The sequence below is a fragment of the Nocardioides sp. B-3 genome, from assembly GCF_024703895.1.
Classification (GTDB): domain Bacteria; phylum Actinomycetota; class Actinomycetes; order Propionibacteriales; family Nocardioidaceae; genus Nocardioides.
This window is the reverse complement of sequence record NZ_CP087968.1, coordinates 965,892-983,478: the sequence shown is the minus strand read 5'-3', so window position 1 is coordinate 983,478 and position 17,587 is coordinate 965,892. Positions and strand designations below refer to the sequence as shown.

22 protein-coding genes and 3 pseudogenes are annotated in these 17,587 nt (G+C 71.0%); 18 read left to right on the top strand and 7 right to left on the bottom strand.

Annotated elements, in window-relative coordinates:
- Together LP418_RS06645 and LP418_RS06640 are read right to left on the bottom strand one after the other, a co-directional pair.
- Window positions 1-759, bottom strand: a complete 759-nt coding sequence (locus LP418_RS06645) for an ABC transporter permease (RefSeq protein ID WP_257955721.1) — start codon at window positions 757-759, stop codon at window positions 1-3.
- Window positions 756-1,556, bottom strand: coding sequence for an ABC transporter ATP-binding protein (locus LP418_RS06640; RefSeq protein WP_257955720.1), 801 nt, complete (start codon window positions 1,554-1,556; stop codon window positions 756-758). The genes LP418_RS06645 and LP418_RS06640 overlap by 4 nt, the downstream gene beginning before the upstream one ends.
- 133 nt (window positions 1,557-1,689) lie before the next feature.
- Between LP418_RS06640 and LP418_RS06635 the strand changes: the two genes are divergently transcribed.
- Complete coding sequence (locus LP418_RS06635; protein WP_257955719.1) at window positions 1,690-2,289, top strand: TetR/AcrR family transcriptional regulator; 600 nt, start codon at window positions 1,690-1,692, stop codon at window positions 2,287-2,289.
- Window positions 2,290-2,360: 71 nt separating this feature from the next.
- Here the strand turns inward: LP418_RS06635 and LP418_RS06630 are convergent, their stop codons facing one another.
- From LP418_RS06630 to LP418_RS32700, 3 genes and pseudogenes are all read right to left on the bottom strand, one after another.
- Window positions 2,361-3,281, bottom strand: coding sequence for an NYN domain-containing protein (locus tag LP418_RS06630; protein WP_257955718.1), 921 nt, complete (start codon window positions 3,279-3,281; stop codon window positions 2,361-2,363).
- A gap of 192 nt (window positions 3,282-3,473) precedes the next feature.
- Window positions 3,474-4,130, bottom strand: a complete 657-nt coding sequence (locus LP418_RS06625; protein WP_257955717.1) for a substrate-binding domain-containing protein — start codon at window positions 4,128-4,130, stop codon at window positions 3,474-3,476.
- 142 nt (window positions 4,131-4,272) lie between these two features.
- Window positions 4,273-4,389 (bottom strand): annotated as a pseudogene (locus LP418_RS32700) (LysR family transcriptional regulator); the annotation flags it as partial.
- A 319-nt stretch (window positions 4,390-4,708) separates the two neighbouring features.
- Here LP418_RS32700 and LP418_RS32695 point away from each other — a divergent pair.
- The 11 genes and pseudogenes from LP418_RS32695 to LP418_RS06570 form a co-directional block, all read left to right on the top strand.
- Window positions 4,709-4,846: pseudogene (locus LP418_RS32695) on the top strand (acyl-CoA dehydrogenase family protein); the annotation flags it as partial.
- Window positions 4,847-5,471: 625 nt separating this feature from the next.
- Window positions 5,472-5,825, top strand: coding sequence for a hypothetical protein (locus tag LP418_RS32690; protein WP_442940235.1), 354 nt, complete (start codon window positions 5,472-5,474; stop codon window positions 5,823-5,825).
- Window positions 5,812-6,096, top strand: a pseudogene (locus tag LP418_RS32685) (acyl-CoA dehydrogenase family protein); the annotation flags it as partial. The gene LP418_RS32690 and the pseudogene LP418_RS32685, both read left to right, overlap by 14 nt.
- A 106-nt stretch (window positions 6,097-6,202) precedes the next feature.
- Window positions 6,203-6,919 (top strand): acyl-CoA dehydrogenase family protein, encoded by a 717-nt coding sequence (locus tag LP418_RS06610; protein WP_257955714.1) that lies wholly within the window; start codon window positions 6,203-6,205, stop codon window positions 6,917-6,919.
- A gap of 67 nt (window positions 6,920-6,986) precedes the next feature.
- A complete protein-coding gene (locus LP418_RS06605) occupies window positions 6,987-7,118 on the top strand; it encodes a hypothetical protein (protein WP_257955713.1) in 132 nt (43 codons plus the stop codon).
- A 44-nt stretch (window positions 7,119-7,162) separates the two neighbouring features.
- Complete coding sequence (sfnG, locus tag LP418_RS06600; protein ID WP_257955712.1) at window positions 7,163-8,266, top strand: dimethylsulfone monooxygenase SfnG; 1,104 nt, start codon at window positions 7,163-7,165, stop codon at window positions 8,264-8,266.
- Window positions 8,263-8,469 carry an acyl-CoA dehydrogenase family protein gene (locus LP418_RS06595; RefSeq protein WP_257955711.1) on the top strand — a complete coding sequence of 69 codons (207 nt, stop codon included), beginning with the start codon at window positions 8,263-8,265 and terminating at the stop codon, window positions 8,467-8,469. Before sfnG ends, LP418_RS06595 begins: the two co-directional genes overlap by 4 nt.
- A gap of 86 nt (window positions 8,470-8,555) precedes the next feature.
- Entirely contained in the window at window positions 8,556-9,476 is a 921-nt protein-coding gene (locus LP418_RS06590; RefSeq protein WP_257955710.1) for an acyl-CoA dehydrogenase family protein, read from the top strand.
- A 299-nt stretch (window positions 9,477-9,775) separates the two neighbouring features.
- Window positions 9,776-10,630, top strand: a complete 855-nt coding sequence (locus LP418_RS06580; RefSeq protein WP_257955709.1) for an LLM class flavin-dependent oxidoreductase — start codon at window positions 9,776-9,778, stop codon at window positions 10,628-10,630.
- On the top strand, window positions 10,627-10,779 hold the full coding sequence (locus LP418_RS06575; protein ID WP_257955708.1) for a hypothetical protein: 153 nt from the start codon (window positions 10,627-10,629) through the stop codon (window positions 10,777-10,779). The genes LP418_RS06580 and LP418_RS06575 overlap by 4 nt, the downstream gene beginning before the upstream one ends.
- A complete protein-coding gene (locus LP418_RS06570) occupies window positions 10,779-11,354 on the top strand; it encodes a flavin reductase family protein (RefSeq protein WP_257955707.1) in 576 nt (191 codons plus the stop codon). Before LP418_RS06575 ends, LP418_RS06570 begins: the two co-directional genes overlap by 1 nt.
- A 2-nt stretch (window positions 11,355-11,356) precedes the next feature.
- On the opposite strand, the gene LP418_RS06565 is transcribed toward LP418_RS06570, so the two are convergent.
- Window positions 11,357-12,283 (bottom strand): DUF4349 domain-containing protein, encoded by a 927-nt coding sequence (locus LP418_RS06565; RefSeq protein ID WP_257955706.1) that lies wholly within the window; start codon window positions 12,281-12,283, stop codon window positions 11,357-11,359.
- Between the two features lie 81 nt (window positions 12,284-12,364).
- On the opposite strand from LP418_RS06565, the gene LP418_RS06560 reads away from it, so the two are divergent.
- The 6 genes from LP418_RS06560 (at window position 12,365) to LP418_RS06535 (ending at window position 16,347) form a co-directional block, all read left to right on the top strand.
- Window positions 12,365-13,198 carry an FAD-dependent oxidoreductase gene (locus LP418_RS06560; RefSeq protein ID WP_272496318.1) on the top strand — a complete coding sequence of 278 codons (834 nt, stop codon included), beginning with the start codon at window positions 12,365-12,367 and terminating at the stop codon, window positions 13,196-13,198.
- 249 nt (window positions 13,199-13,447) lie between these two features.
- The gene (locus tag LP418_RS06555; RefSeq protein WP_257955705.1) at window positions 13,448-13,696 is read left to right on the top strand and encodes a hypothetical protein; all 249 of its coding nucleotides are present in this window, start codon (window positions 13,448-13,450) and stop codon (window positions 13,694-13,696) included.
- A 5-nt stretch (window positions 13,697-13,701) separates the two neighbouring features.
- Window positions 13,702-14,400, top strand: coding sequence for a hydrogen peroxide-dependent heme synthase (gene hemQ / locus LP418_RS06550; protein WP_442940135.1), 699 nt, complete (start codon window positions 13,702-13,704; stop codon window positions 14,398-14,400).
- 117 nt (window positions 14,401-14,517) lie between these two features.
- On the top strand, window positions 14,518-15,420 hold the full coding sequence (locus LP418_RS06545) for a hypothetical protein (RefSeq protein WP_257955703.1): 903 nt from the start codon (window positions 14,518-14,520) through the stop codon (window positions 15,418-15,420).
- Complete coding sequence (locus LP418_RS06540) at window positions 15,417-16,139, top strand: hypothetical protein (RefSeq protein ID WP_257955702.1); 723 nt, start codon at window positions 15,417-15,419, stop codon at window positions 16,137-16,139. Before LP418_RS06545 ends, LP418_RS06540 begins: the two co-directional genes overlap by 4 nt.
- Window positions 16,120-16,347 carry a hypothetical protein gene (locus LP418_RS06535; RefSeq protein ID WP_257955701.1) on the top strand — a complete coding sequence of 76 codons (228 nt, stop codon included), beginning with the start codon at window positions 16,120-16,122 and terminating at the stop codon, window positions 16,345-16,347. The genes LP418_RS06540 and LP418_RS06535 overlap by 20 nt, the downstream gene beginning before the upstream one ends.
- Here LP418_RS06535 and LP418_RS06530 read toward each other — a convergent pair.
- Entirely contained in the window at window positions 16,328-17,551 is a 1,224-nt protein-coding gene (locus LP418_RS06530; protein WP_257955700.1) for a hypothetical protein, read from the bottom strand. The two genes, LP418_RS06535 and LP418_RS06530, sit on opposite strands and share 20 nt — an antisense overlap.
- Window positions 17,552-17,587 lie beyond the last annotated feature (36 nt).

Sequence of the window (17,587 nt, the reverse complement as noted above, 5' to 3'; positions counted from 1 at the left end):
TCACTCATAGTCGTTGATCGCGCGCACGGTGAGCGCGACCATCACGGCCATGGCGACCGCGACGACGGCGAAGCCCTTGCCGAGCACGGCCCACTGGAACGACGGGTCGAGCACCAGCGACCCGGCTGCCTCCATGAGGTAGGTGACCGGGTTGAAGGAGGAGGCGATCTCCATCAGCGGGCTGAGCTGGTCACGCGGCACGAAGTTGGGCGTGATGAACAGCAGCGGGAAGAACACCATGCTGCCGGCCTGCGTCGCGGCCGCGCTGCGGCTCTTGAGCGCGACCAGCTGCATGAAGCCGCTGAACACCACCGCCCACAGCGCGATCAGGACCAGCAGGACCGCGAACCCGGTCACGCCGCCGGCGATGCGCACCCCGAACGGCAGCGCCACCGCCACCATCAGTGCGGTCAGGACGAGGCTCTTCACGCCCTCGGACCAGAGCCGGCCGAAGACGATCGAGACCCGCGAGATCGGGGCAGCCCGCAGCTTGTCGAAGTAGCCGCCCTCGATCTCCTCGACGAGGAAGAGCGCGGAGCTGCCGAACGACGCAGCCGGGAGCAGCGACGTGGGGAGCTGGAATGCGGCATAGCCCCGGCCCTGCAGGAAGGCCGTGGTGTCCGACCGGAAGATCTCCGAGACCCGGCCGGTGTTGACCACCGGGAAGAACAGCGGGATGAAGATCGTCGGGATCAGTGCGTCGGGGGTGCGCAGGGACTCGCGCACGGCCCGCCCGCCGAGAACGGTGGTGTCACTCATGCCCGGACCTCCTGTACGTCGCCGGCCACCCGGGCACGGCTGCGCCCCGTGGCATCGAGGAACACGTCGTCGAGCGTGGGGGCGATGCCGTCGCCGCGGCGGCGACCCAGCTCGTCCTTGAGTGCGGCGGGCGACCCCTGCCGCACGATGAGGCCGTCGTCGATGATCGCGACGTCGTCGCAGAGCTGGTCGGCCTCCTCGAGGTACTGGGTGGTGAGGAAGACGGTCGTGCCCTGCTCGTTGATGCGACGGACCTCCTCCCAGATCGTCAGCCGGCTGGCCGGGTCGAGGCCGGTGGTCGGCTCGTCGAGGAAGAGCACCTCGGGTCGGTGCACGAGCGCCGACGCGAGGTCGAGCCGGCGCTTCATGCCGCCGGAGTAGCCCTTCACGTTGCGATCGGCGGCGTCCTCGAGCTCGACGAGCCGCAGCAGCTCCTCGGTCCGCGCCACGGCTTCGGCCGCGGACAGGCCGTAGAGCCGGCACTGCAGCCGGAGCAGCTCGCGCCCCGTCTGGCGCGGATCGAGCCCGGCCTCCCGGAGTGCGACGCCGATGCGGCGGCGTACGCCGTCGGGATCAGCCGCGACGTCGACCCCCGCGACCCGGGCCGAGCCCGAGGTGATGGTCATCAGCGTCGTGAGCATCCGCACGGTGGTGGACTTCCCGGCGCCGTTGGGGCCGAGGAATCCGAACACGGAGCCGGCCGGGATGGCCGGGTCGATGCCGCGCACGGCGTCGACCTCACCGCCCTTTCCCCGGTAGCGCTTGGCGAGGGCGGTGGCCTCGACAGCGAGCGTCATGAGTGTCTCCTTCTGGTCTGGGTGGTGGTCCGATTCCTCGAGTGTGGCGGTGGAGCAGGACAGGTCCTGTCCTCTGTCATAAATTGATGTCCACAGTGAGTACATCGGAATGTCTTCACTGTAGACTTCGACCATGACCGAGGCAAGAGGCAGCTATCACCACGGCAACCTGCGCGAGGAGCTGGTGCGGGTCGCCCGCGACCTCGCGCGCAGTGACGGGGCCGAGGCCATCGGCCTGCGGGAGGCCACCCGGCGGGCCGGCGTCACCGCCCGTGCGGCCTACCGGCACTTCGCCGACCGCGACGCGCTGGTGATCGCGGTCGCAGTCTCAGTGCTCGACGAGATGGCCGAGACCATCGCCGCCCGGCAGGTGGGGCAGGACGAAGGAGCCGCGATGCTGACCGCCGTCGGAGAGGGCTACATCGCCTTCGCGCTCGACGAGCCCGGCTGGTTCGACGTCGCGTTCTTCGCGATGGGGGAGAAGCTGCAGCCGGGCGGCCAATCGCCGTACACGCTGCTCGAGGAGGCGCTGGCGGCACTGGTCGCGGAGGGGCGGCTCGCCCCCGAGCGGGTCGATGATGCCGTCATGACCTGTTGGTCGGGGGTGCACGGCTTTGCGACGCTGACGTCGCGGGGTCCGCTGCGCGCGCTGCCGCGGGAGACGATCGACGACCGGGCGCGTCGTCGTCGCCGACTTGGTCGCGGCCGTCACCCGACGCCCCACGCCGGCTAGCGGTGAGTGACCCACATTTTCAGCTTGGGCAATGTGGCTGGCTGACCGCCGCTCTGGCGAGTCGTCGCGGGTCAGTCCTTGGGGACGGTCTTCCGGGCAGGTCGCGTCCGGGTGGTGACGGTGACCTTCGGTGTGGCGGGAGCTGCGGGAGCCTCGGGGGCTCGACGGCCTCGGCTGGTCTGGCCTTCGCGGTCTTCTTCGCCGCCGGAGCCTTCTTCGCTGCGGCCGGGGGCTTGGCTGCAGCAGCCTTGCGCGTCGACTTGAGCCGCACCTCGAGCCGCTTCGCGTCGTCGCCGCGTCTCGAGGTAGGGCTGGGCCGCGACCAGCGCCGTGAGCTTGCTGTGCCCGAAGTTGCGCGGGTCGAAGGACGCGTGGGTGCGGGTGAGGTGGTTGCCGATCTGCGACACCGTCACCCAGCCGTCCTCGTCGGCCATCGCGTTGATCGCCTTCGTGAGGGCGCTCTGCAGGTTGAGGGAGGGCGCCTCCTCGGCCGTCTTCTCGTCCGAGGGCTTGTCCTCCGACTCCTCGGATCCCTCCGAGCCCTCGGCCATCAGCACCTCGAGGGCGATGAACCGGTCGCACGCGTTCTGCAGCGATGACGGCGTCGTCTTGCGGCCGAGGCCGTAGACCTTCTTGCCCGACTCGCGCAGTCGTAGCGCGAGGCTGGTGAAGTCGCTGTCGCTGCTGACGATCGCGAAGGCCTCGACGTTGTCGGCGTAGAGCAGGTCCATCGCGTCGATGATCAGCGCCGAGTCGGTCGAGTTCTTGCCGGTGGTGAACGCGGTCTGGTGCATGGAGCGGATCGCCCGCGCGTTGAGCTGTGTGGTCCAGCCCTTCAGCTGCGGAGAGGCGAAGTCGCCGTACGCACGCTTGATGGTGGGCGTGCCGTACTTCGCGACCTCCTCCAGCAGTGCCTCGGCATACTTCGCGGACGTGTTGTCGGCGTCGATCAGGACGGCGATGCGGGTGCCCCCGTGGAGGTCGGATTCCATGGGGCGACCATAGTCGCGCCGCTCCTGTACTTGCGGCGGTGAGTGACCCACATTCCCCGTGCGGAAAATGTGGGTGGGTCACCGCTGGCCGGGCGTGTTTGGCGCGACACGAGGTACGGCGGTGGCTGACCCACCTTCCAGCGTCGTGAAATGTGGCTCACTCACCGCTGTGAGGTGAGTGAGCCGGAGACGTCAGGCTGAGGCCCGGCTCCGATAGGCACTCGCGTGCCGCACCAGCGCGGACTGGAGGTCGCGCAGCTGGGCGGGCACGTGCTCGGCGTTGCGCCGCAGCATCAGCAACGAGACGGTCGTGCCGTCGCCGTGGATCGGGCGGGTGGTGATGACGCCGGCGGTCACGAGGGGGTCGGCGGAGATGGAGTAGTCCGGCAGGATCGAGATGCCCAGACCCTCGGCCACCATCGCCTTGCCCATCTCGGCGCCGTCGGTGGCGTACGTCGTGGGGGGCATCGTCCCCGCGAAGAGCCGGTGCGCGAAGCGGTGCATGACGTAGCCGGGCCGCATCGCGACGAAGTGCTGCTCGCGGAGCTGCGCCACGGTCACGTGGTCGCCCGCGGCGAGCGGGTGGTCGGTGCGCAGGCACGCGACCGGCTGGCCGTGGATCAGCTCGCTCGCGACCAGCCCGACCGGGACGTCGTCGCCGGGCAGCACGTTGACCGTGCCGAGGTCGAGGGTGCCCTCGGCCAGTCCCCGGTGGATCTCGGCCTGCTGGGCGTTGATCACCTCGACGCCACCGGTGTCCTGCAGGGTGCGCAGGTCGCGCAGTGCGGGCACCAGCAGGGTGGAGGACGCCGTGTTGACCGTGCCGATCCGCAGCTCCCGGACCCGCACGGCCCGGTCGCCGGCGGCCCGGCGGGAGCCGGTCGACCGACTCGAGCACCTCGCTCATGTGCTGGAGCAGGTCGAGCCCCTGCCGGCTGATCTTCGATCCGGAGCGACGGCGATCGATGAGGGTCAGGCCGAGCTCGCGCTCGAGCTTGGTGACCGCCTCGCTGAGCGCAGGCTGGGAGATGTGCAGGGCCTCGCTGGCCCGGCGCAGCGACCCGTGCTCGGTGACGGCTGCGACGTACTCGAGCTGTTCGATGCGCATCTGCGCTCCTTCGTGCCACGGGTGCGCCGCACCCCTTGTCGGGAAAACCTGTCAGCGGTTGTCACCGGTTGGCGGCTCCGTCTGGCTAAAGTCTATTAAAACAGTAGCAATAACCTACATTTGCTCTCGCCCTCCCCCAAGGAGCCGTCCATGACGACACAAGCAGCGCAGACCACCACCCAGCAGTCGCAGGTCTCCCAGTGGGGCGACGGCCCCAGCAGCCCCGAGGGCTGGGTGGACCGAGCCCGCGAGGTGGCCACCCTGCCCGGCGATCGACGCGGTCGAGCGGGACCGCGCCAACCAGACGCCGTACGACGAGGTGACGCTGCTCAAGGACTCCGGGCTCGTCACCCTCCTCGGCCCGGTGGCCCACGGGGGAGGAGGTCAGGACTGGACCACGGCACTGCGAGTCATCCGGGCGGTCTCGGCCGGCGACGGCTCGATCGGACAGCTGCTCGGCTACCACTACCTCTGGGCACGGGCGGCGCGACTCGTCGGAACGACCGAGCAGATCGAGGCCGTCGAGCAGGCGGCGACCGCACAGCAGTGGTTCTACGGCGGCGCGGTCAATCCCCGCGACAGCGACCTCACGATCCGCGTGGAGGGCGACGAGCTGGTCTTCAGTGGCCAGAAGTCCTTCTCCACCGGCGGCCGGGTCTCCGACGTCACGGTCCTCGAGGGCGTCATCGACGGCACCGAGAACCATGTGTTCGCCATCGTGCCGACCGACCAGCCGGCCATCCGCTTCCACGGCGACTGGGACAACCTCGGCCAGCGGCTGACCGAGAGCGGCGGCGTCACCATCGACGGCGTGCGGGTCCCGTGGGAGTCCGCCGCGGGCTACGTCAACGGTCCTGACGGCTGGGCCTTCGTGCCGCGCACCTACAACACCCTCAACGTGCCGCTGATCCAGCTGATCTTCGCCAACCTCTACCTCGGCATCGCCCGGGGAGCGCTGGCCACGGCGGCGACCTACACCCGCGAGCGCACCCGTCCCCCGGCCCTACACGCCCGATGCCAAGCAGCGCGGGGCGGACGAGTTCCACGTCCCGGGAGACCTATGGCGACCTGCAGTCGCGGCTCTGGGCGGCAGAGGCCCGGCCGAGCGGGCCGCGGGCGAGATCGAGGACATCAACGAGCACGCCGACACCGTCACGCCCCAAGAACGCGGCCGGGCCGCCGTGATCATCGCCGCCGCCAAACAGGTCGCGATCGACATCGGTCTCGAGGTCGGCACTCGGATCTTCGACGTGACCGGTGCGCGCGCGACGGCCTCGTCCGTCGGCCTCGACATCTTCTGGCGCAACATCCGCACCCACAGCCTGCACGACCCGATCGCGCACAAGCGCGCCGAGGTCGGCCGAGTTCGCCCTGCTCGGGGAGATCCCCGAGCCCACCTCGGTACACCTGAGGAGCCCTGTCATGACGACTCTTGACTCCCGGCCCGAGACGCACAACGTCGTCGGCCGGCCAGCGCACGACACCCCGCTCCTGCGGCAGCTGCGCGTGGAGTGGGCGCCGTTGCTCACCGAGATCGCTGCCGGCACCCTGCAGCGCGAGCTCGACGGCGAGCTTCCCGTCGACGCCGTACGGCGCCTCAAGAAGATCGGCTTCGGCGCGGTCCGGGTGCCGGACGAGCACGGCGGTCGCGGCGCGACGATCTCCGAGCTCACCCAGCTCTGGATCGAGCTGGCGGCCGTCGATGCCAACCTGCCGCAGGCCTTTCGCGGTCACTTCGCGCTCGCCGAGGACCGCGTCTGGCAGCACGAGCGCGGCCACGACCAGCGCGTCTGGTTCGAGCGTTTCGTGGCGGGTGAGATCGCCGGCAACGCCCGGTCGGAGACCGGCTCCACCGCGATCGACACGCAGCGCACGACCCCCGGCGCCGCTCGAGGGCGGCGACTTCCGGCTCGACGGCACGAAGTACTACACGACCGGCAGCATCTTCGCCGAGTGGGCCGACGTCTATGTGCGCGTCGTCAACCGCGACCGGCCGGACGAGGCCGACGACGACTACGCCATCGCGATCGTCGACACGCGCCACGGGGGTGTGAGTGTCGTCGACGACTGGAACGGCTTCGGGCAGCGGGGGACGGGCAGCGGCACCACGACGTTCGACAATGTCCGAGTGCCGGCCGCCAACGTGCTGCCGTTCGCGGAGCGCTTCCCCTACCAGACCGGGCTCTACCAGCTGAACCTCCCGGCGACGCTCGCCGGGATCGGCCGTGGCGCGCTCAACGACGTCGTCGACCGGGTCCGTGCGCGCACCCGCAACTACTCGCACGCCAACGCCGCGCGGGTGCGCGACGACGCACAGGTGCTCGCGCGCATCGGCGAGATCGCCGCCGCGGTGTATGCCGCCGAGGCGACCACGCTGCGGGTCGCGGCCTGCCTGCAGGCGGTCTCGGAGATCCCGTCCCACCACCACCACGACGTCGCGGCCGCCGTCGAGGCCGCGGAGGTCGAGTCGGCGGCCGCCCGTGTCGTGGTGACCGAGCTGGTGCTCAAGGCGACCAGCGACCTGTTCTGACACCCTCGGAGCCTCGGCGACCGCGCGCTCCGAAGGGCTGGACCGGCACTGGCGCAACGCTCGCACCGTGTCCTCGCACAACCCGCGCATCCTCAAGTCGCGCGTGGTCGGTGCGCACGTCGTGAACGGGACGCCTCCGCCGTACGCCCGGGCGATCGGCGGCACCCGCCGCACGCAGGAGTGGCCGCGACCGACGTGACAGACGAGACCTTGCACACCCATTTCCCCCAAGAGGAGACACCCATGACCACATCCGCACCGCTGCAGTTCGCCTACTGGGTGCCCAACGTCTCCGGAGGTCTGGTGATCTCCGACATCGAGCAGCGCACGAGCTGGGACTACGACTACAACAAGCGGCTCGCCCAGACCGCGGAGGACAACGGCTTCGACTACGCCCTCACCCGGGTGCGCTACACCGCGTCGTACGGCGCCGCCTACCAGCACGAGGCCACGTCGTTCAGCCTCGCGCTGCTGCTCGCGACCGAGCGGCTCAAGGTGATCTCGGCCGTCCACCCCTACATGTGGCACCCGGGCGTGCTGGCGAAGTTCATCGCCACGGCCGACCACCTCTCCAACGGCCGGGCCGCGATCAACGTCGTCTCCGGCTGGTTCAAGGACGAGGCCGTGAACATGGGCGTCAACTGGCTCGAGCACGGTGAGCGCTACCGGATGGCCGAGGAGTTCATCTCCTACATCCGCGAGATCTGGACCAAGGACGGCGCCGCGTTCTCGGGCGACTTCTTCCAGCTGCACGACTTCGACATGAACCCGAAGCCGCTGGCCCTCGATGGGCGCCCGACTCCGGAGATCTTCCGGGGCGGCAACTCGGGCGTGGCCCAGTCGATGGCCGGTCGGGTCAGCGACTGGTACTTCGCCAACGGCAACACCCCCGACGGCATCGCCGAGCAGATCGCCGGCGTCAACGCCTCCGCGAAGCAGGCCGGTCGCACGGTGAAGGTCGGCGTCAACGGCTTCATGGTCGCCCGCGACAACGAGGCCGAGGCGCACGCGACGCTCGAGGAGATCATCGCCAAGGCCAACCCCGAGGCGGTCGAGGGCTTCGGCGGCGCGGTCAAGCAGGCCGGCCAGTCGACGGCGGACAAGAAGGGGATGTGGCAGGACTCCGACTTCCGCGACCTCGTGCAGTACAACGACGGCTTCCGCACCGGGCTGGTCGGCACCCCTGAGCAGGTGGCGCACCGGATGCTCGAGTTCAAGCGTCGAGGCGTCGACCTCTTCCTGCTCGGCTTCCTGCACTTCCGGGAGGAGGTCGAGTACTTCGGCGCCAAGGTGCTGCCGATCGTGCGCGAGCTCGAGGCGGCGGAAGCGGAGAAGGACGTCGCATGACGGCCCCGGCACACGCGCCCGTCGTGAGCCCGACCTGGACCAGCGAGGACGCCGTCTCGGTCGCCCGCACGCTGGCCGCGCACTTCGCCGAGGGCGCATCGCGGCGAGACGCCGAGCGGATCCTGCCCGGCGCCGAGCTCGACCGGCTCGCAGAGTCGGGGCTCCTCGCGATCACCGTCCCGCAGGAGTACGGCGGTCCCTGAGCTGCCCGCCGTCACCCCCGGCCGAGGTCTTCCGGATCCTCGCGGCCGGCGACCCGAGCATCGCGCAGGTCCCGCACAGCCACTTCGTGTACGTCAACGCGATGCGCGAGCAGGGGACCCCGGCGCAGCAGGAGTTCTTCTTCGGCGAGGTGCTGGCGGGGAAGCGCTTCGGGAACGCGCAGTCGGAGATCGGGACGAAGCACGTGCGCGACATCCGCACGACGCTGCAACCCTCGGAGGTTGAGGGGTCCTACCTCCTCACCGGCACCAAGGGCTACGCCACCGGCGCGCTCTTCGCCGACTGGATCCCGGTGCTCGCGCACCTCGACGTCGACGGACCGCTCCACGTCGCCCGGGTGGAGCGCACCGCAGAAGGCGTCACCGTCATCGACGACTGGGACGGCATGGGCCAGCGCACCACCGCGTCCGGCACGGTCGAGCTCGTCGACGTGCGCGTCACCGCGGACCGCATCACGCCCCGGCACCTGACCTTCGACCGCCCGCAGACGTACGGCGCCTTCGCCCAGCTCCTGCACTCGGCGCTCGACGTGGGGATCGCGCGCGCGGCGATCGAGGAGGCGGCGGAGTTCGTGCGTACGAAGAGCCGCCCGTTCCCCGATGCCGGGGTCGACCGCGCGGGCGACGACCCGCTGGTCGTGCATGCCCTCGGGCAGATGGAGGTCGCCGTACGCGGGGCAGAGGCGTTGCTGCGCGAAGCGGCCCGCGCCGTCGACGTCGCCAACGCCGACCTCACCGCCGAGACGGCCGGCGCCGCCAGCCCGGCGGTCGCTGCGAGCCGTGCGTCGTCGACCGCGGCCTCGGTCGACGTCACGAGTCGGCTGTTCGAGGTCGCGGGCACTCGCTCCGCCCTGCGCGGGCTCAACCTCGACCGGCACTGGCGCAACGCGCGCACGCACACGCTGCACGATCCCGCGGCGTGGAAGGTGCAACACCTCGGGCGGTGGGTCGTGGATCGCACGCTCCCGCCCAACCACGGACAGCTCTGAGAGGCATGACATGAAGTTCCACTGGTTCCTCCCCACCAACGGCGGCGACGGGCGGCACGTCGTCAGCGGCGGCCACGGCGTCGCGCACGGCGCGGCCGGCCGGCCGGCGAGCGTGCCCTACCTCGGGCAGGTCACGCGCAGCGCCGAACAGCTCGGCTTCGAGGCCGCGCTGACGCCCACGGGTGCGTGGTGCGAGGACGCGTGGCTGACCACCGCCATGCTCAGCTCCGTCTCGGAGCGGCTGAAGTTCCCCGGTCGCCTTCCGGCCCGGCCTCACCTCCCCGACGCTGGCCGCGCAGATGGCCGCCACCTTCCAGAACCTCTCGGGCGGGCGGCTGCTCCTCAACGTCGTCACCGGCGGCGAGAGCCGGGAGCAACGGGCGTACGGCGACTTCGTGGACAAGGAGGGTCGCTACCGGCGCTGCGACGAGTTCCCGGAGATCGTGACCGGGCTGTGGACCGGAGAGGCGGTCACCTTCGACGGTGAGTTCCTCCGGGTCGAGAGCGCGCAGCTCCAGCAGCTCCCCGACCCGATCCCGGAGATCTACTTCGGTGGCTCCTCGCCCGCCGCCGGCGACGTCGCGGGCCAAGCACGCCGACGTCTACCTCACAGGGGCGAGCCGCCCGCGGCCGTGGCGAAGAAGATCGCCCGGATCCGCGAGCTCGCCGAGCAGCAGGGCCGTGAGGTCAGGTTCGGCCTGCGCATCCACACCATCAACCGCGACACCTCCGAGGAGGCCCGGCACGAGGCCGACCGGCTGCTCGAGGGCATCGACGAGGCGACGATCGCGAAGGTCCGGGAGGGCCTGAAGCAGTCCGAGTCAGTGGGCCAGCGCAACATGCTCGCGCTCAACCGGGGCAGCAAGGACAACCTCGAGATCCACCCCAACGTCTGGGCCGGCGTCGGCCTCGTCCGCGGCGGTGCGGGCACTGCGTTCGTCGGCAGCCACAGCGAGGTCGCCGACCGGATCGAGGAATACGCCGCACTCGGCATCGACGAGTTCGTCCTCTCCGCCTATCCGCACCTCGAGGGCGCCTACCAATTCGGCGAGGGCGTGCTCCCGATCCTCGAGCAGCGCGGTGTCTGGCAGCACCCGTCCCCGGTGGCGGCCACGTCGTCGGTGCCCTTCGGCGCGCAGCGGGCGGCGTCATGAGCGAGCGCAGCGAGCGACTCAACCAACACCGCACCACCGTGGTGGTGGGCAACCCCCGTGCCGGGTCCCGCACCCCGGCCGCCGCGACCCGGCTCGAGATCGCCCGGCCCCGCCTTGCCCACCTCACTCACGAAAGGGCGTTGTCGTGATGACGACCACCCAGCTCTCACAGCTCGACCAGCGCACGCTGCGCGACGCGTTCGGTTCCTTCCCCAGCGGCGTCGTCGCCGTCGCCGCATCGGTGAAGGGACAGCTGACCGGCATCGCCGCGTCGTCCTTCACCTCCGTCAGCATCGACCCGCCGCTGGTGTCCTTCTCGGTGGCGACCTCCAGCTCGAGCTGGCCGCTGCTGCGCGAGGCCGGGCACCTGGGCATCAGCGTGCTGGCCGATCACCACGACGACATCTGCCGCCAGCTGGCCGGCCCGCGCGAGCAGCGCTTCGACGGGTTGCCGTTCACGGTGACGGAGGGCGGCGCCGTACTCCTCAAGGAAGCTGTCGCGACCTTCGACGTCACGGTGCACGACGAGGTCGAGGCCGGTGACCACCTGATCGTGCTGCTGCGCATCCACGAGGTCGGCGCCGGGAACGGCGAGCATCCCTTGGTCTTCCACAAGTCCGGCTTCGCGAAGCTGCACCGCGACGACCTCGACCCGACCCGGCTCGACGGACGCATCAACGGCGCCGACGTCCCACCGACGAGCGGGGACGCCGACGCCGCGTGACGTCAGCTGGTGGCCCGGCGGCGGGCGCTGCGGCGTACCAGCACCCATGCCGGGACGAGGAAGATCGCAATCACGATGGCGAAGGGAAGCAGGGCGCCGACGATGGTGGCCAGCGCGGCGGCGAACGCGCCGAGCGCCTTCATGCCGCCCTTGAGGCCGACCATGAAGCCGGTCTCGTCCTTCTCCTTCTTCTTCTCGGCCTCGGGGACGTAGGTGCGCTCGATGTCGATCGTGATCGTCGAGTCGCTGGTCTGGTCGGAGAGCCGGGCCTGCTGGGACTTCAGCGAGTCGAGCTCGGCCTGACGGTTCGTCAGCTGCGACTCGATCCAGATGATGTCCTTGAGCGAGTTGGCCCGTGCGAGCAGCTGTTCCACCCGGCGCAGGCTGCCTTCCCGGGCACGCACCCGCACATCGGTGTCGATGACCTGAGTGGTGACGTCCTCGCTGGTGATCTTGGACTGCCGCAGCTCCGCGGCCTTCTCCAGCGACAGCATCGTCACCGAGAAGGAGCTCGCCGGCACGCGGATCACCAGTCGTGAGTACGTCGCCGTGCCCTCGTCATCGGTCTCGGTGTTCTCCTCGGTGATCGAGCCGTGCTGGGAGTCCACGATGCGCTGGACGTCGCGGCGCGCTGTCGCCACGTCGTCGCTGACCGGGGACACGGTGCCGGTGGAGATGACGTGCCGCTCGATCGCCGGCGCCCGGGGGCCGGGCTGGAGGCGGAGGCATCGCTTCTGCTGGCGGTGTCGCCGGCGCTGAACTGCGGTTCGCCCGCCTCGTTCGGTGCCATCTCGGTCGAGGACACCGCATCGGGAGCCGGCGCCGGCCGAATCGCCGTCACCGGCTGAGGAGCAGGCGGCGAGGGTCGCCGTCATGGTCAGGGCAGCGATCAGGCCTGCAGCGCGGCGGCCTCGGGTGAGTGTGGTCATGGCGCTCCGACGGGGCCGCCCCGCCCGTCGGTTCCGTCCGTGACCGAACCGTGACGAGCCACGTGCCAGAGTTGGCGCGTGATGTACGACGTCGTGGTGGTCGGAGCAGGCATCGCCGGCCTCACAGCGGCGCGCGATCTCGCGACGGCAGGGCGGTCGGTCCCGGTCCTCGAAGGGTCGCCCCGGATCGGCGGCAAGCTGCGGCTCGAGTCGGTCGCCGGGGTCGGTGTCGACGTCGGGGCCGAGGCGATGCTCAACCGCCGCCCGGAAGGGGTGGCGCTCGCGCGCGAGCTGGGCTCGGACGTGGTGCACCCAACGGGCGCGACGTCGCGGATCCTCTCGCGGGGTGAGCTGCGACCGATGCCCCGCTCCCTGATGGGCGTGCCGTTCGACGTCGTGGAGCTGGCCTCTTCCGGCGTGCTCTCGAGTGCAGGTCTCGATCGGCTGCGCAACGAGGTCGTGACTCCGGTCGACGACGACGTCTCGGTCGGCGAGCTTGTCGCGGACCGACTCGGCGACGAGGTCGTGGAGCGGTTGGTCGAGCCACTGCTCGGCGGCGTCTATGCCGGTCGGGCCCGCCGGCTGTCCGCGGCCGCGACCGTGCCCCAGCTGCTCGCCATGGCCCGCCGCGGGTCGCTGTTGGAGCAGGTGGCCGTCGTGCCGCGCAGCGATGTGCCCGTCTTCGCCGGGCTGCCGGGCGGGATGGGACTGCTGCCGAACGCCGTGGCCGACGGGGCTCGACATCCGGGTGGATGCACCCGTGCGAGACCTCCGGCGCGACGGCGACGGCTGGGCGCTGACGCTCGGGTCCACGCACGCCCCCGAGACCGTACGCACCTCGCGGGTCGTGCTCGCGACACCGGCTGCGCCCACGGCCGGGCTGCTGTCCTCCGTGAGTCCCACTGCGGCCGCTGACCTCGCGACCATCGAGTCGGCCAGCGTCGCCGTGGTCACGTTCGCGCTCCCGGTCTCCGCCGTTGCGCACCTTCGCGACCGGTCGGGCTTCCCGGTGCCGCCGGTCGAGCGTCGCGGATCAAGGCCAGCACTTTCTCCTTCGCCAAGTGGGACTGGGTCGGCGAGGCCGGCGGCGATCTCGCCCTGCTGCGCACCTCGCTCGGTCGCGTGGGGGAGGAGTCGACGCTCCGGGCAACGGACGACACTCTCGTGGCACGCTCGCTCGCTGAGCTCTCGGAGCTGGCCGGCATCGTCGCCGTACCCATCGACACGCACGTGCAGAGATGGGGCGGCGGGCTGCCGCAGTACGCCGTCGGGCACCTCGACCCGGTCACGCGCGTGCGCTCCGCGCTGCCGCCCGGCCCGGCCGTCTGCGGCGCCCGGTGTGACGGAGTGGGCATCCCCGCGGTGATCGGGTCGGCCCATCGTGCGGCCGCCGAGGTCGCCCGGGCAGAATGAGTCGTATGGCGACGAAGGCAGCGAAGGCACGAGAGCTCAACGACACCATCCGCTACACGATGTGGTCGGTCTTCAAGCTGCGCGACGTGCTCGGAGCCACCGACCGCGACACCGAGGCGTCCGAGGTGGAGGCGCTGTTCGCCTCCCGGGCCGAGGAGGACATCGTGGTGCGCGGGCTCTACGACGTCAGTGGCCTGCGCGCCGACGCCGACCTGATGGTCTGGTGGCACGCCGAGGACAGCGAGATGCTCCAGTCGGCCTACAACACCTTCCGCCGCACGACCTTCGGTGCGCGCCTCGAGCCCGTCTGGTCGCAGATGGCGCTGCACCGCCCGGCGGAGTTCAACAAGTCGCACATCCCGGCCTTCCCGGCCGACGAGGAGACGAAGGCGCACGTCTGCGTCTATCCCTTCGTCCGGTCCTACGAGTGGTATCTCCTCGACGACGGCGAGCGCCGCGCGATGCTCGCCGAGCACGGCAAGATGGCTCGCGACTATCCCGACGTGCGCGCCAACACGGTCGCGTCCTTCGCCCTCGGTGACTACGAGTGGATGCTGGCCTTCGAGGCCGACGAGCTCTACCGGATCGTCGACCTGATGCGTCACCTGCGTGGCTCCGAGACACGTCGCCACGTCCGCGACGAGGTGCCGTTCTACACGGGCTCGCGGGTGACCCCGGCCGAGCTGGTCGCCCGCCTGCCCTGAGGTAGGTCCGACTCTCCTTGGACCTGAGTCTCGAGAAGACTCAGGTCCAAGGGAGCGCGTGTCGGGCCCGGCCAGCCCGCGCCGGAACCCTTCCTGAGCCGCTATCGTCCTAGTGCCATGACCCGCACCGCCGTCGCGCTCGCCGCGCTGATCGCCCTGTCCGCCCCCATCACGCTGGCCGCCTGCAGCACCGAGGAACAGATGGAGGCGGTGGACCCTGCCGGCGACACGGTGGCCGACGTCGCCGCCGAGCCGGGCGAGCTGCCCACCGCTGTGCCCGCGGCTACGGGCGCCGTCACCACTGGTGGCCTCGTGACGGTGCTCGACGACGGTGACGGGCCGGAGCTGTGCACCTTCGTCGCCGAGTCGTTCCCGCCGCAGTGCTCGGGCACACCGATGGCGACGTGGGAGTGGGCGGACCACCCCGAGCACGAGGACGAGTCCGGCACCAAGTGGGGCTCCTTCGCCCTGACCGGCACCTTCGACGGCACCACGTTCGCCGTCACCGAGGCCGTCCCGGCCGCGCTCTACGACCCGACGAGCCGGGCTCCGGAGCCGGAGCTCACGACCCCGTGCGAGCCGCCGGCGGAGGGCTGGGGTGTTGTCGACCCGGCCATGGCCACTCAGGAGGCGATGGACGCGACGTTCACCGCGGCCGCCGCGCTGCCCGGCTATGCCGGGTCGTTCATCGACCAGCCCGACGACCCCGCTGCTGCCAACGACCCGACCCGGCTGGTCATCAACGTCGCGGTCACCAAGGACGCGGCGGGCGCGGAGGCCAAGCTGCGTGAGACGTGGGGCGGTGCCCTGTGTGTCAGCGAGGCGGCGTACACCGAAGCCGAGCTCAACGAGCTGGCGATGGAGCTGCAGAAGCTGCCCGGAGTCACGTCGTCGTCGGCCGCCGCCGACGTCGTGCAGATCGGCGTCCTCTACGACGACGGTTCGCTGCAGGACTGGGCAGACGCGACGTACGGCGACGGGCGGGTCGAGATCACCTCGACCCTGACGCCGGTCGCATGAGGGCCAGCACCGTGCGGGGGACGGTGCTCGTGTGCGTCGCGGTCGCCCCGGTGGCGGGGTGCGGGGACAAGGCTGTGCCGGAGACCGTCTCGGCGTCGCGACCGACCGAGGTGCTGGCCGCAACCGGGCTGGTGACGACGTCCCGGCCCACGACCGTCCTCGACGACGGTGACGGCCCGGAGCTCTGCCTCGGCGGGGTGGCCCAGTCCCTGCCACCCCAGTGCAGCGGACCGGCGGTGCTCGACTGGGCCCGGGCTGACCACGCCGGCGCCTACGAGGAGGCCAACGGCGTGCGCTGGGGCGACTTCACGCTCGTCGGCGAATGGGACGGCACGGCGTTCACGCCCACGGAGGTGGTCGCCGGTGGCGACGTGCCCGAGAGCCGGTCGCCCGAGACGACTCCGTGCACCGAACCACCCGGCGGCTGGACCGTTCTCGACCCCGCCATGACCACGGACGCGACGCGCGGCAAGCTGATGCGGGCCGCGGCTGCGCGCCCCCGACCACGGACTGGTGTGGGTGGACCAGTCGATCAATCCGCGCTGGCAGGCCTTCCTCGACGGCGAGGTCTCGCTCGAGATCGAGCAGGCCATGAACGACCCGGCCTTCACCATCGTCAACGTGGGCGTGACCGGCGACGTCGCGGCGGCCGAGGCCGAGCTGCGCCCTGTCTGGGGCGGGCCGCTGTGCGTCTACCGGGTGGCGAACACCGAGGCTGAGCTGCGCCGTGCCGCCGAGGACCTGAGGGACCTGCCGGGCTTCCTCGGCGGTGGCTACGGGTCGGTCAGCAACACGGTCGAGCAGTCCGTGATCTACGACGACGGTTCGATCCGGGCCCTGGGCCGACCGGGAGTTCGGGCCCGGGGTGGTCGAGATCAGCTCCGCCCTGACGCCCGTCGGCTGAGGGTCAGCGGGCGCACACCGTGAACGGTGCCCCCGGTGGCAGGTCGACCAGCAGGTCGACGTCCGCCGCGCTGACGCCGAGGTAGGCCCGGGTGGTGTCGCCGACGAGCACCTCGACGGGATCGCTCGTCGCGTCTCCTGAGCGCAGTCGCGCGGTGACGCGGTCAGTGTTGGAGACGGTGAAGAGGACCTGAGCGCCGGCATCGCCCGACGGGATCTCGAGGACGCTGCCCGGCGCACCGAGCCCGATCACGCAGCCGCCTGATGGTGAGGTCTCCGTCGACACGAACGAGACCTTCGCCTCGGGCAGGTCCCGTGTCGTCGGCCCGGCGGCGACCCGGAGAGCGGCTCGTGCGTTGAGCAGGTCGTGTGGCGTCACGCGCTGGTCCGGCAGGGCCTCGGCGACGGAGTCGTGGGCCAGCGCGACGGCGGTGACGTCGGGGTTGTAGGTCGCGTCGACCACGTTGGCCAACAAGCGTTCGCCCGACCGGGCGAGCTCACTGCCGGCGACGGTGCGCGCACGGAGGTCGGGGACGAGCGTGTCGCGTCCCTCGCGGAAGGTGACCACGCCGATGGCGCCCGGAACGACCAGCGCTGCCGGGACCACGGCGACCGTCAGGGATCGCTCCACGGGTCGCGCGGCGAGGCGCTCGTGCAGGGCGTGCAGGACCGGGGCCGGGGCGGGCAGCAACATCAGCGCCCCGAAGTAGGAGTAGCGCAAGGCCGAGGTCGACTCCGGCCCGAGGCCTCCGCGCGACTGCGCCGGGATGAGGTAGGTGGCCACGGCGGTCACCGACCCGGACAGGGCGAGGGCGCGCCGGTCGGTGTCGGGCTGCAGCAGCACGGCCGCGGCCAGCAACGCGATGACGATGACCGGGCCGGCACCGTCGAAGGCGGACATGGTGTCCCGAGTGCCGGCGAGTCCCTTCCACGCCAGCGGGACCACGTCGGCCACCCGACTTGCGGGAATACCGGTGTCCACTCCGCGACCCCAGATGAGGAACCACACGGCGTACACGCCCATCGGCGGCAGGGTGAGCGCCAACGCGCGACGGAGGCCACCGCGCAGCAGCGTGAGGGAGCCGAGCCAGATGAGCATCGGGACGGCCATGCTCGACGACATCAGGGAGAGCACGGAGAGCAGCCAGATCAGGCCCACGTTGCGGCGGTCCGGGGTGCGCAGGGCCACCAGCAGCGCGCTGAGCCCGAACGCCGCCGAGGCCAGCATGCCGACCCGGAAGGACCACAGCAGGTTCTCCGCGCC